This window comes from Paenibacillus sp. AR247 (assembly GCF_002968895.1).
In the GTDB taxonomy this organism is placed as follows: domain Bacteria; phylum Bacillota; class Bacilli; order Paenibacillales; family Paenibacillaceae; genus Paenibacillus_AQ; species Paenibacillus_AQ favisporus.
In genome coordinates this window covers 345,082-357,310 of the sequence record NZ_PCZT01000006.1, presented here as the reverse complement: position 1 = coordinate 357,310, position 12,229 = coordinate 345,082, and the positions used below count along the sequence as shown (strand labels likewise).

10 protein-coding genes and 3 pseudogenes are annotated in these 12,229 nt (G+C 49.0%); 2 read left to right on the top strand and 11 right to left on the bottom strand.

The window, feature by feature from the left end; translation table 11 throughout:
- Nucleotides 1-79: 79 nt before the first annotated feature.
- The 7 genes and pseudogenes from CPT76_RS06650 to aroC form a co-directional block, all read right to left on the bottom strand.
- Nucleotides 80-280: a hypothetical protein gene (locus CPT76_RS06650; RefSeq protein WP_105442321.1), complete on the bottom strand. Its 201-nt coding sequence runs from the start codon at nt 278-280 to the stop codon at nt 80-82.
- 364 nt (nt 281-644) lie between these two features.
- Nucleotides 645-2,237 (bottom strand): amidohydrolase, encoded by a 1,593-nt coding sequence (locus tag CPT76_RS06645; protein WP_105442320.1) that lies wholly within the window; start codon nt 2,235-2,237, stop codon nt 645-647.
- A 120-nt stretch (nt 2,238-2,357) separates the two neighbouring features.
- Nucleotides 2,358-3,312 (bottom strand): annotated as a pseudogene (mraY, locus tag CPT76_RS06640) (phospho-N-acetylmuramoyl-pentapeptide-transferase).
- 164 nt (nt 3,313-3,476) lie between these two features.
- Complete coding sequence (locus CPT76_RS06635; RefSeq protein ID WP_105442319.1) at nt 3,477-4,832, bottom strand: ATP-binding protein; 1,356 nt, start codon at nt 4,830-4,832, stop codon at nt 3,477-3,479.
- A gap of 12 nt (nt 4,833-4,844) precedes the next feature.
- The gene (locus CPT76_RS41255) at nt 4,845-5,543 is read right to left on the bottom strand and encodes a CD3324 family protein (protein WP_308737530.1); all 699 of its coding nucleotides are present in this window, start codon (nt 5,541-5,543) and stop codon (nt 4,845-4,847) included.
- An 11-nt stretch (nt 5,544-5,554) separates the two neighbouring features.
- Entirely contained in the window at nt 5,555-6,334 is a 780-nt protein-coding gene (locus CPT76_RS06625) for a hypothetical protein (RefSeq protein WP_258168151.1), read from the bottom strand.
- 65 nt (nt 6,335-6,399) lie between these two features.
- Nucleotides 6,400-7,455 carry a chorismate synthase gene (gene aroC, locus CPT76_RS06620; protein WP_105442317.1) on the bottom strand — a complete coding sequence of 352 codons (1,056 nt, stop codon included), beginning with the start codon at nt 7,453-7,455 and terminating at the stop codon, nt 6,400-6,402.
- 169 nt (nt 7,456-7,624) lie between these two features.
- Between aroC and CPT76_RS06615 the strand changes: the two genes are divergently transcribed.
- Nucleotides 7,625-8,515, top strand: coding sequence for a LysR family transcriptional regulator (locus tag CPT76_RS06615; RefSeq protein ID WP_105442316.1), 891 nt, complete (start codon nt 7,625-7,627; stop codon nt 8,513-8,515).
- Nucleotides 8,516-8,539: 24 nt separating this feature from the next.
- On the opposite strand, the gene CPT76_RS06610 is transcribed toward CPT76_RS06615, so the two are convergent.
- On the bottom strand, nt 8,540-9,433 hold the full coding sequence (locus tag CPT76_RS06610; RefSeq protein ID WP_105442315.1) for an AraC family transcriptional regulator: 894 nt from the start codon (nt 9,431-9,433) through the stop codon (nt 8,540-8,542).
- 112 nt (nt 9,434-9,545) lie between these two features.
- On the opposite strand from CPT76_RS06610, the pseudogene CPT76_RS06605 reads away from it, so the two are divergent.
- A pseudogene (locus CPT76_RS06605) lies at nt 9,546-10,234 on the top strand (EamA family transporter); the annotation flags it as partial.
- On the opposite strand, the gene CPT76_RS06600 reads toward CPT76_RS06605, so the two are convergent.
- The 3 genes and pseudogenes from CPT76_RS06600 to CPT76_RS06590 form a co-directional block, all read right to left on the bottom strand.
- Nucleotides 10,214-10,942, bottom strand: a complete 729-nt coding sequence (locus CPT76_RS06600) for a carbohydrate ABC transporter permease (protein ID WP_105442314.1) — start codon at nt 10,940-10,942, stop codon at nt 10,214-10,216. The pseudogene CPT76_RS06605 and the gene CPT76_RS06600 sit on opposite strands and share 21 nt — an antisense overlap.
- A 2-nt stretch (nt 10,943-10,944) precedes the next feature.
- On the bottom strand, nt 10,945-11,838 hold the full coding sequence (locus CPT76_RS06595; protein ID WP_105442313.1) for a carbohydrate ABC transporter permease: 894 nt from the start codon (nt 11,836-11,838) through the stop codon (nt 10,945-10,947).
- A gap of 75 nt (nt 11,839-11,913) precedes the next feature.
- Nucleotides 11,914-12,229: pseudogene (locus CPT76_RS06590) on the bottom strand (ABC transporter substrate-binding protein); the annotation flags it as partial.

Here is a 12,229-nt window from a genome sequence, read left to right as displayed (position 1 = left end):
ATCGGCATACACAAATTCGGCGACCGGTACCCGTTCCCGAACGAGCCGGGTAAGGGCGACTTCTTTGCCGGCAATGTCTTTACCCCCGGCGAAAAAATCTCAATACATACGGCCTGCCGTCCCCCTCTACCTGAATTTTGTAATTGGAGTTGCTGAGACCTACGCCTATTCGCCGGGATGAGAGTATCTCACGGCCATGAAATGCAGGGGCTGCGATCTGATTCAGTTCTTCCAGACTTAGTTCCAGCGGCTGCTCCGTTCGCTCCCAACCTTCTTTCATCCATTCTCGCCTCCGATCCGAACAAGGATTTCCTCTGGTAATAGGTTATCGATTCCTTGCTCACGTGTATGAACCGACCTTTAAAAGCTCGAATAACCACATTTATGCTTGATCTTTAAGTTAACATCATATAAATTATGGTTTTTCGTAGCTCCTTTTTTCCAAATGTCCTGCTGTTAAGTACGTTGTGATGGTGATATAGCTCGGATAATCTAGGATCGGTGTTGTGACGATTTTTCTATTATGAATTTTTCATATAGTGAGTTTTTGGAATAAAACAACTTCAATTTACTCAGTCTTAAGTTGACCTAGCAGCAAAAGTACGCTTCTTTCGCCTTCAACGGCTGTGTTCCTTCCCACCGGGCTATCCGTATACGATCGTTTCATCGACAACCGTCATCCGAACCTTATTTTCCAAAATGGATTCCGGAGGTTCGCCGAACGGGTCCCGTTCCAAAACGGTAAAATCAGCGGCATATCCCGGCTGAATCCGTCCCCGGTCAAGTTCATGGCCTGCTGCATAGGCACTGCCTGTCGTATACAGCGAGATCGCTTCATACATGCTGAGCCGCTCATCGGGACCATACATGGTCTTTTGTGCATTCCCCGGCTTCATACGGGTTACGGCAGCATATATGCCAAGGAGAGGCGAGACGCTTTCGATCGGCGCATCCGATCCGCCGGCACAAGGAATCCCGCTGCGAAGCAGTGTCTGCCAAGCGTATAAATGCAGCCCCTTCGCATCGCCGATCCGATCCAGCACCCACGGAAAATCAGAGGTGACAAAGCTCGGCTGAATGTCGACGATAACAGGCAGCTCCTTCAGCTGCGCCAGCAGCTCATCCCGCAAAATCTGCCCGTGAATCAGCCGGTCTCTCCTGCCCGCTGGGCATGGATGTGCGGCAAACGCGCGCAGCACCTTCTCTGCGGCCCCGTCGCCAATGGCATGCGCAGCCGCCGCAAGCCCAGCGCTCCTTGCCTTAGCCACCAGCCGGTCCAGCTCCTCATCCGAATGAACGGCCACGCCGCTCGTGGTTGGATCATCTGCGTAGGGGCGGCTGAGCAAGGCCGTTCTTCCGCCCAGGGATCCGTCCGCAAACAGCTTCATCGCCCCGTATTCGAGGAACTCGGATTCCGGCACAAGCCGTCTTCCTTCCTCGAGCCATTCATCAAGCGCAAGATGGTGGATCAGAAAATGCGTTCTGAATTTCTTTTGCCCCTCCATAATGACCTTTTGGAACGCTTGCAGCGTTCGGGTACAGCCGCCATAGTAGCTCAGATCTTCCGTATGGCAGCCAGTGATTCCCTGTCTCCAGCAGTCCTCAATCGCCATCGTCAGCGCGGTTTCCAGGTAGCTCTGAGTCACGCCGGGCATCCGATGCAGGATCAGATCCTGGGCCTGCTCCTTAAAAATACCGTCTAAGCATCCGTCACTGCCTTTTCCCGCGACTCCGCCGCTTGGCACCTCTGTGTCTTCATTAACGCCGGTCTCCTGCAGGGTCAGTGTATTGACGGTCAGCACGTGCCGGCAGACCCGCCGCAGCATCACGGGATTATTCGGAGCGACCCGGTCCAGCTCCACTCTAGTCGGGAGGAGCGCTTCCTCCCACTCATTTTCGTTCCATCCTTCCCCGATGATCCACGTGCCTGGCGGAAGGCGCCGGGCTTGTCCGGCAATCTTGTCCAGCAGCTCGCCCCGGTGCTTCAGACCGGAAAGCTGCAGCTTGAGAAAGGTCTCTCCGTGGCCGATCAGGTGAATGTGACTGTCCACAAATCCAGGGAACATGGTGCCCCCGCCAAGATCGATCACCTCGTCGATCCTGCCGTGAAATCTCTCTTTCAGTTCCCGCTTATCGCCAGCATCAATGATGCGTCCTCCTTCGGTCATTACCGCTTCAACCGTCTTATGTTCCTGTTCCATCGTGTAGATGGTTCCGTTCGTCCAGCACTTGGCCATGACGCTCCCTCCTCCATCGCTTCATTCCTCAATCATCGATAAGTTTGACTGCTACAAGAATAGCACAAAAAAGCAGCCGGTCCCCTGACCGCTGCTGCCTCATATCAATCAATCTATCGCTCAATGCATCACGTATTTCCAGATCAGCCAGCATATCAGCACACAAATCCACGAAATGAAACCGAAGATCGTAACAATTTTGTTCTCGCTCCATCCATATTTCAGACTGAAATGGAAATGGATCGGGGTCATTCGAAATAACCGCAGCTTCGTCTTTTTGTAATACCACACCTGCAAAATGACCGACAACTGCTCCGCAAGATAGATAAAAAACAAGATCGGTATCAATATTTCAACCTTTTCAATAACGGCCAAAATGGAAAGCGACCCTCCGATCGCCATCGATCCCGTATCCCCCATAAACGCCCTTGCCGGATAGATGTTGTAAAGAAATAGTCCAAGCAAACAGCCGATCATCACCAGCGAAAATGTCTGCACCTCAGGTTTGTCCGAAATCAAAAAAGAAGAAAAAATACGTCGGAATCGCCACATTGATCAGCAGTCCGTCCAATCCATCCGTAAAGTTGATCGCATTCGCAGAACCTACCACAAACAGCAGTATGATGGCCACATATACGTAAACAGGCAGCTGCAGATGGTATCCTTGAAACAGCGCGATATCACTCGTTACACCAAAGGAATGAAGCAATACATACAACAGGATTCCCGTAAAAGCAAATTGAAGCACCAGCTTCGTACGGCCGGAAATGCCGGCTGGGTCTTGCCAGAAGGCCTTTTTGAAGTCATCGAGAAAGCCAACCGAGCTGAACAACAGAAACGTAGCGCATAGGAGCAGCATGAGGGATGCCGGTTGTGATTGCAGCGAAATCGCTACCCCGATTAGCAGGATTAATCCGGCCATCAGCGGTGTACCGCGTTTGGCTTGATGATCTGCCGGAAGCTCGGCGCGGATCGGCTGCGTCAGCTTCAACCTGCGCAAGGTCCAAATCAGCAATGGCGTAAGTACGGCAACCAGAAGGAAAGATAAGCCGGAAACAGCCATAATTCCATACATATGACGAACCCCTTCACATTGAAAAATATAGTTCCCTTACATTATAAATAATTCGGATATGTAGACAAACATTCCCCGAAGTCAAAATCTATTAGGGATCATCTTGCTTGTGCAAGCCATCTATGAAAAATATGTACCTTGATATGTACCTTCTACATCATCCGTTACTTACTATGAGCAGCGTCCTCTTTTTCGGTATACAGCGGCAATTTAATGATAAAAGTAGTTCCTTCGCCTTCCTTGCTTTCAATCGAAATCTGTCCGTTCATCTCGCGTATGATATTGAAAGTCACCATGGTTCCGAGCCCCGTGCCTTTTAACTTGGTGGAGTAATATGGGGATCCCAGCCTTTTGACCTGCTCTTTTGTCATGCCTACGCCTGTATCCGAGATATAGATTCTGGCCTTATTGTCGCTTTCATCCACAAAGTATTTAATCGTTAAAGTACCGCCGTCAGGCATCGCTTCAACCGCATTTTTGCACAAATTAATGATAGCTTGCCTTAACTTGGATTTGTCTCCATAAATGGTACCGGATGAATGAAATTCGGTGACCATTTTCACATTTTGTAAATTAGCATAGGAGCTCAGCACATGGGAGGTTTCCAATAACTCTTCGTTCAGTGAAATCGGTTCGAGCTTCTGGTTTTGAGGTTTGGCTAACGACAGGTAATCGGAAATGATCGATCCCGCCCGATCCAATTCCACGAGGGTAATGAGGGAAAATTCTTTACGCTTCTGATCCGTTAAGGACGGCTCACCCAATAGTTGAACAAATCCCCGCACAGTAGTGAGCGGATTTCGTACTTCATGAGCGACCGATGCGGCGATTTCGCTGACGACCTTCAGTTTCTCGGCTTCGATCATCTCTTCTTGAATTTTCACGTCGCGACGGACCGTTTCCAATATGTACACCAATAAAACCGACATTGCGCACTGCATCAGAACGATTGGCAAGGATGGCACAAATGAGTGCAGGAAATACGATGGATTGCTATCAAGCAAATAATAAATATTTAAGACGGTAATACGTAAAAAAAAGCAAAGGCCCAACACGATCACCATCCGCTTCATGAAGCTCCCACGGTTAAATACTGGAATCGTCAGGCATACGAGCACCAATGTAGGCAATAGGGACAGCGTATAATAAACAATATGAATATCACCCAATACTTGTCGATAAATAATTGCGCTGGCGAATAACAGTAAGGCGCTGTACACCCCGCCGTATAAGGAGCCCACCACAAGCGGTATTCCCCGCAAATCTAAAAACGTATTAAACACTTTGACAGGGAACGACATCGTGATGATCAAAGGTACAAGAAACAGCAGGAAATAGAGTACGGTTTTTTTCGATTTACACACAAAACGATAGAACATGATAGGCAGTAATATGATGAAAACATTGAGTATTAGGTTGGATTCGATATGCATCCCCTGTAGCCCCTTCGATTGTGGTAAATAAGCATTCTCGGGGCACAGGATAAATTCCTTCTCATTAAATTGTAAATTTTTCCGCATCCGCGCTCATCATCATGCATGATCTATAAAAAACAGCACGTGACCATAGTGCTTCATGAACCTTTTATAATCCGCCGATTCCTTTAAGACAATGATTGTGGAATAAGCATTTACTTTGCGCCGTTTTAGTCTGGCGAGAAGTCCTTTCTGTTCGATACAGTAAAATTTGCCTCTTTCATATTCAATAAGAAGAGGCGGAAGATCCGCAGCGTGATCATCCGCTTCAGCCGAATCATCTGCCTCTAGCTGTTTTCCATCCATCTGGATCAGGCGTAATGGAAACTTGACGACGCCAAAATAATGATTCTTCTCTCCTAAATAATCATGCAGAGCCGAAGCCACCTGCCTCGTCAGCATCAGGTAGCACTGAATCCATTCTTCCAGCAGCCCGTTATTCGCATATTGTACTGCCGAGCGTACCGTCGGAGCATAAGTGATATGCCTGTCATGTTTCTTCGAATAAATGATTTTCTTTATGGAATCCAGGGATAAGAAGTACTCGTCCGCAAGCTCCGAAACCGTCATCCCATTGGCATATTTGTTGCGGATCATCACATTTCGCCTCAGCAGGCGATCCCGGTAGCCGGACGTTTCCCCCCATCCTTTTTTCTCCTTACCCTTCGGAATATACAGCAGTTTCCCGGCGGCGTATTTCTGGATTTCTTTCAGCAGCTCCTCAGGTAGGACCTCGCCGGCATTTTCATATTTCATACGATCATCCTTTATAAAGCGTAAATTCGATCCTTCAGTTCGCTGATGGATTTCATGATGGACATGCACGATTCCTCGTCATCGATCGACGCATGCCACCGCAAAACATCGATTCCCTTATAATACGCCATACATAAAAATCTTTCTTTAAAATCCGGGATGACGATGTTTCGTTTACCGCAATATTCGAATAACAATTCAGGAATGTTCAAATAGGGCTTATTTAAGTCCATAATGGCAAAATCCAGAAGGAAGTCGCATATGCCGGACCGGCTCCAGTCAGGGAAACCAACCTGCGTTTTTCCATCGGTGATCATAATTTCAAAAAACGTATTATTGTTCACTAAATAACGTCTGCCTTCACAATACTCAATTCTGGCTTCCATCTCCATCAAGTATTTTTCGACAAATTCACGATCCAGAAGCGTCGTATCATAGAGTTCCTTCCAATGATACCAATATCCTTCTTTATCATCCGCGAATGTGTCAACGAGAAACTCTCTGCAGGTGCTATACTCCGTTTTACAATTCTCATTGAACTCACCGTAGCCTTCGACGCCCGCTATATCTGATGCGCTGATTTTTAAGATGCTGTCAAAAAACAATTCGTAGACTTTGGCAAATTGCTGTGGATTTAACGCATCGGCGAGAAATCCGTTGGGTGTCATGCTCACCTGTTCGGAAAGCATGGACTTAATGATATGATCCTTACTCATGTGCAGATCCCCTTTACATACACAAATGATTGATGTTTCAGTATCAGATGCGCGCCCCTGATCTGTCGTCATCATACCACTTGATCATGTAACGGATATAGGCAATGAATAGGTTAAGTCAACTTTACCCTCGAATGAAGCTAGTACAGCAGCGCCGCTTGCCTTTTATAGTGATCTTCGATCACCATACAGGCCATTGCTTCAATCACCGGTACGACCCGCGGACAGATGCACGGATCATGCCTTCCGATCGTTGTGATTTCTCTTTCGTTTCCTTCCGTATCCACAGTTCGTTGAGGTTTGGAGATCGACGAAGTCGGTTTCACGACAACCCGGAAAATGATGTCGGCCCCGGTGCTGATTCCACCGATAACGCCTCCGGCATGGTTCGTAATAAACCCGTTCTCGTCCATTTGATCGTTGTGTTCGCTTCCCAGCATGGATGCCGCCTGGAAACCGGTTCCGAACTCGATCCCTTTGATCGCGCCGATCGAAAGCATGGCTTTGGCCAGCTCAGCATCCAGCTTATCAAACACAGGCTCACCAAGCCCTGCCGCAGCGCCGCTGATCCGGCATTCAACGATGCCGCCGCAGCTGTCGCCCTCTGCCGCGAGTTGTTCGATCCGCGCAATCATCTTCGCCGCCGCTTCAGGATCACAGGCGCGAACAGGATTTTGTTCGATGGCATCGGGATGGAAGGTTTCGCAGCGGATACCGGCGACCTCGGTCGTATAGGCCATGACGGAGACTCCCCGCCGTTCCAGCAGTTTCCGCGCAACCGCTCCGGCCGCGACCCGTGCCGCGGTTTCCCTTCCGGAAGCTCTTCCGCTGCCCCGGTAGTCCCGAATTCCATATTTCTGATCATAAGAAAAGTCCGCATGCCCCGGGCGATACATCTGTTTGATGTCATCGTATGCGGACGGACGCATGTCCGTATTGTTCAGCATCACGCTGAGCGGAGTCCCTGTTGTCCGGCCTTCAAATACACCGGATAAAATCCGGACCTTATCATATTCTTTACGCGGCGTTGTGACTGAAGACTGCCCCGGCTTTCTGCGATCCATCTGAACCTGAATATCGTCCTCGTTCAGTTCAAGGCCTGGAGTGACGCCTTCGATAATGACGCCAATGGCTTCTCCATGCGATTCACCAAACGTCGTCATTTTAAACCGTTCACCAAAAGTACTTCCCGGCATAAAAGTTCCCCCTCCGTATAGATTGAACTAAAGATTTGCATTGAACTTCTATCTCTTTAGTTCATTCTATCTAACATCATGTATTGTCCTTATGTACTAGTTTAGAGGTATACTTGTAATAAATGAAATTGTAATTTTCGACTCTTGCCATAGAATGGATTGATGCCAAATGATGATTAACACGGAATGGTACCGGATTTTTCTTCATGCTTCGGAAACATTGAATATGACGAAAGCCGCCCAGCGCTTAAATATGACACAGCCCTCCGTCAGTTATGCGATCAAGCAGCTGGAAGACGCGCTTGGAGTTAAGCTGTTCGACCGCTTGTCCAAAGGAATCGTTTTAACAGAAGAAGGGCATGCCTTGTACGATCAAGTCAGACAAGTATTCGATAAACTGGATCACGCCGAACGATACATGAAGCAGTTGGGACAGCTGAACGAAGGGCGGTTGCGGATCGGTGCCAACGGAGCGATCATCCGCGACTATATCGTTCCACTACTCGATATTTTCCGTTTCCAATACCCCAACATCCGGGTCCAAGTTTCACAGCAAAAGACCGATCAGATTTTGGAGCAGTTACAGCAGGGCTTACTTGATCTGGGCTACGTTTATCTTCCGGTGAAGGAAGCGGAGATTCAGGTCGTGGATACTTTTGTCTCGCCGTATGGTGTGGTGGCAGGGAAACCCTTTGCCGCTCTGGCAAAAGCCCCCTTGTCCGCTGCACAATTGGCCGAGCTTCCCCTGTTAATGCTGTCCCAGGGAAGTGCGACCCGCTCCTATATCGAAGCCTGGTTTCAATCCCAAGGCGTGGAAGCGGCGGCCGATTTCGAGCTGAACAGCTTGGATATGCTGGCGGAGTTTGCCGAGCGGGGGTATGGGGCCGCTATTTTGCCGAGAGCGTTTGTAGCTTCAAAGATTGATGAGGGTGCTTTATTGGAGCTTTCTATGGAAGTTCCGCTGCCGGACCGACATGTAGGCGTAGCTGTCAGAAAGCAATCGTCTCTGTCGCTCGCTGCAGAGGCCTTTTTGAACATACAAAGCAGCCGGTCTCATTGACCGGCTGTCCTCGCCGCGTTCCGATTATGAACGTGCATCCATTTTACATTTCTTGTAAGCAAGTGGTGTCATATTCATCGCATTTCTGAATTTTTCTATAAAGTAGCTGGTGCTGTTAAATCCAACTTGGTAAGCCACCTCGGTAATACTGGAATCGGATTGCTGCAGGAGGACTGCGCTTTTCTGAAGCCTGTAATCGGTCACATAATTCAGCGGAGTCGTATTAAGCATTCGTTTAAAATAGCGGCAGCATTCCGAGCGGCTCAATTGACCGGCTCTGGCAATATCATTTAACGCGATTTTTTCGGCGTAATGGATATCGATCCAGCTCAACATCTGCTTCATCCGCTCGTTTTTTACAGCTTCCACCTGGTCATATTGCAGTTGAAATCCGTTCAGGATCAGGTTTTTCCAAATGAAAGCCAGCTTCATCGTCATATCCAGTTCAAAGTATGGCGGTTGATGCTGAATCCATTGATGAATGTTCACCAAGGCATCTAAAATATTGGCGCCCCAAGCCTGATTAGGATCGATGTATACATAAGGCAGATTCGTCGCTTGAATATACTGAGCCACATAGGCTGCATATAGCTCCCGTGATACGACAAAGTCAGGGGAGACATTCAGGCAAATATACATGCAGCCCGATGCGTTCCGATCTTCCGCCATGTGCAGGCAGCCGCTGTTGATGAAGACCCCTTCTCCTTGCCGAACAACGAGCTTCTCTTCGTTAATTTGGAACTCGGCCTCCCCTTTGACAACCCGAACGAATTGCAATTCATCATGCCAATGAAGCGGAATATGACCGTGTATGTTTTGGTTAATCGTCGTTCCGTAGCAGGCAACCGGAAGCACGACCGTCCGGTGCTCGGTTAATTCCTTCAAATTGCCGCCAATCCTGAAATCTTTAATTTGCAAATAACCACCACCTCAATATTGTTATATTTTTATATCCAATTTTCGGTATTCCGAACGAGATTTTTTTACCTATTATAACACTATTATTATATTTAAGGCGGAGAATCAGTCTATGAAGCTTTCAGCTAGAAGGAAAGGGTTATTTCTGGTCATTACAGGAGCGATATTTTGGGGAGTGAGCGGCACCGTCGCCAAAAAGCTCTTTGAGCAAACCGCAATCGATGTTAACGGACTGGTCACAGTACGCCTGCTCATCGCCGGTATTTTACTGTTAACCATTCAATTTTGGGTCAAAGACCGCTCGCAAATCGTTGGGGTATGGAGAAACAGTCGGACCGCTTTGCGGCTCATTGTTTTCGGATTGGTTGGCATGCTATCAGTTCAATATACGTATATGGCGTCGATTCAACATGGAAATGCCGCTGTGGCAACACTGCTGCAGTATTTGGCGCCTGTCATGATCATCCTCTATTTAATGCTGCGGAAGCAAATGGTTTTCACGCGAAAAGACTTACTCACCGTGATCCTAGCTTTAGCGGGTTGCTTCTTTTATTAACCAACGGCTCGATCTCGGAGCTTTCCGTGCCATTCCCAGCCGTAGTTTGGGGTGTTTTATCAGGCGCGGCCTTGGCGTTCTACACCTTGTATGCCGTCCCGCTGCTGAAGCAATACGATTCCCTCGTCTTTGTCGGCTGGGCGATGATCGTCGGCGGTTTGGGCTTAAGTGTGATCCATCCACCATGGCACACCGACTTTACAGACTTGACGATCGACGCCTATCTATACCTTGCTGTTGCCGTACGGCGTCAGCAGCGTCTTCAAACCGATCGGCAGCGTGTACTTGTGCGAATCGCTCAGCACCATAAACGGACCATAAAAGTTATTCCAGCTGTTCATGCCGTTGAGAATGGCCATCGCGGCGAAGGAAGGCTTCATGACAGGCAGGATCAGCCTGGCGTAAATGCCGTATTCGCTCGCACCGTCCACCCGGCCGGAGGCGATAATCTCTTTCGGAATGCCGGACAGGTACTGCCTGAAGAAGAAAATCGTCGCCGCATTGGCGATGCCTGGCAAAATAATTGCCGAGTACGAGTTCATCATGCCAAGGTTAAAGGTAAGCGTATATAAAGGAAGCAGCAATATTTCAAAAGGAACCATCATGATCAGCAGCACGCAGATAAAAAGGATATTTTTCCCCTTAAAATCATAAGCGGCAAAGCCGTAAGCTACCGTCGCGCTGACCAGCAGCGTCAGAACGACCTGCACCACGGTCAGCAGCAGCGAGTTGAAGAACCACGTAAAATACGCATGATCCCCCGTGAACAAGAAAACAAAGTTGTCCAGACTCATGACCGAGAAGTCAAGCTTCAGGTTCAATCCGTACCGGATCAACTCTTCGCCGGGCTTGAAGGAAGCGAGCGTTATAGCGTAGAACGGCAGCAAGATCAGGAAGCAGATGACGGCGAAAATGACGACGAGGACGATGTTGAGCGCGGTGTTCTTTTTCATCCCTAATCCTCCTTCTTAAACATGCCGGAGAACGCCAGCTGCGTCAGATTGATGATCATCGTCACGGCGAGCAGCACAATGCCGACCGCGGCGGCGTAGCCGAGATTGTTCTTCTCGATCCCTTGGCGGTACAAGTAGCCGACGATCGTGAGGCCGATGTTTTTCGGCGAGTTGTTGCCGTTCCACAGCATGAGGCTTTCGATAAACATGGCCAGTCCCGCATAAATGCTGATCGTAAGCACATAAATCGTGGTCGGTTTCAGCAGCGGCATCGTGATTCTGGTGAATTTCTGGAAAGCGGAGGCGCCGTCGATCGAGGCGGCTTCGTAGTATTCCTCCGGAATATTTTTAAGACCCGACAGGAAGTAAAGGATGTTAACTCCCGTCCACCGCCAGGTCGCCAGGGCGAGCAGCGCAACAAAACCGGTCAGATGCCCTTTCAGAAATTTCACCGGCTCGATACCGAAGACGCCAAGGACGCTGTTGATCAGCGACCCTTCCATCTCCCCGAACATCAGGCGGAAGATCGTCCCAGCCACCACCACGGATGTCAGTGCAGGAAAGAAGAAAGCCGATTTAAAAAATTCGCGGCCCCACATCCATTTGTTGTTGATCAGCACCGCAAGCAGCATCGGAAACGGAATCAGAATGACCAGCGTCAGCACCATATACAGCGCGCTGTTGCCGATCGACTTCAGGAACACGCTGTCCCCCATCAGCTTCTGATAGTTGTCCATCCCTGTCCACTCGGCCTCCTGCCCCAGGGTGACATGCTGGAAACTCATGCCGAACGAGCTGAGCAGCGGGTAAACCCAGAACACCAGAAAAATGGCGACAAACGGGAACACGAACACATACGGGGCGACCTTTTGCGAATATATAAAACGCTTGATCATGTCTCTACTCCTTTCTGTTTGAAAAAGAGCCGCTCCCCGAAAAGACAAGAGCAGCTCTGGTTCCGGGCACGCCGGCTATTTCAGTTCCTGTTCGATCTGCGCCTGCGCATCGTCCAGCGCTTCCTTAATGTCACGTCCGTCCTCGAAAATTTCGTTGAGCGTCGTCGTGTACAGCACGTTGTTGATCGTCGGCGAAGCCGGCGTCGATTTGATCAGACGGATTTCATCCTTGATATCGTTCAGCACGTCAAACGGGTTGTTGACGAAATATTTCACGAATTGGTTTTCGGGATTATGCGTCACGTCCTTCATATTCCATACGTCCATATTGATCGGGTCAAAACCAAGTGTGTTCCAGATTTCGATGTTCGCGTCGAGGGACAGCTTGGCG

Excerpts from the sequence above, each read along its gene's own strand:
- CPT76_RS41255 (WP_308737530.1), bottom strand. The coding sequence starts at position 5,543 with ATGAAATATGAAAATGCCGGCGAGGTCCTACCTGAGGAGCTGCTGAAA.
- CPT76_RS06635 (WP_105442319.1), bottom strand. The coding sequence starts at position 4,832 with ATGCGGAAAAATTTACAATTTAATGAGAAGGAATTTATCCTGTGCCCC.
- CPT76_RS06645 (WP_105442320.1), bottom strand. The coding sequence starts at position 2,237 with ATGGCCAAGTGCTGGACGAACGGAACCATCTACACGATGGAACAGGAA.
- CPT76_RS06625 (WP_258168151.1), bottom strand. The coding sequence starts at position 6,334 with ATGATGACGACAGATCAGGGGCGCGCATCTGATACTGAAACATCAATC.
- CPT76_RS06600 (WP_105442314.1), bottom strand. The coding sequence starts at position 10,942 with ATGAAAAAGAACACCGCGCTCAACATCGTCCTCGTCGTCATTTTCGCC.
- CPT76_RS06650 (WP_105442321.1), bottom strand. The coding sequence starts at position 280 with ATGAAAGAAGGTTGGGAGCGAACGGAGCAGCCGCTGGAACTAAGTCTG.
- CPT76_RS06595 (WP_105442313.1), bottom strand. The coding sequence starts at position 11,838 with ATGATCAAGCGTTTTATATATTCGCAAAAGGTCGCCCCGTATGTGTTC.
- CPT76_RS06615 (WP_105442316.1), top strand. The coding sequence starts at position 7,625 with ATGATGATTAACACGGAATGGTACCGGATTTTTCTTCATGCTTCGGAA.
- aroC (WP_105442317.1), bottom strand. The coding sequence starts at position 7,455 with ATGCCGGGAAGTACTTTTGGTGAACGGTTTAAAATGACGACGTTTGGT.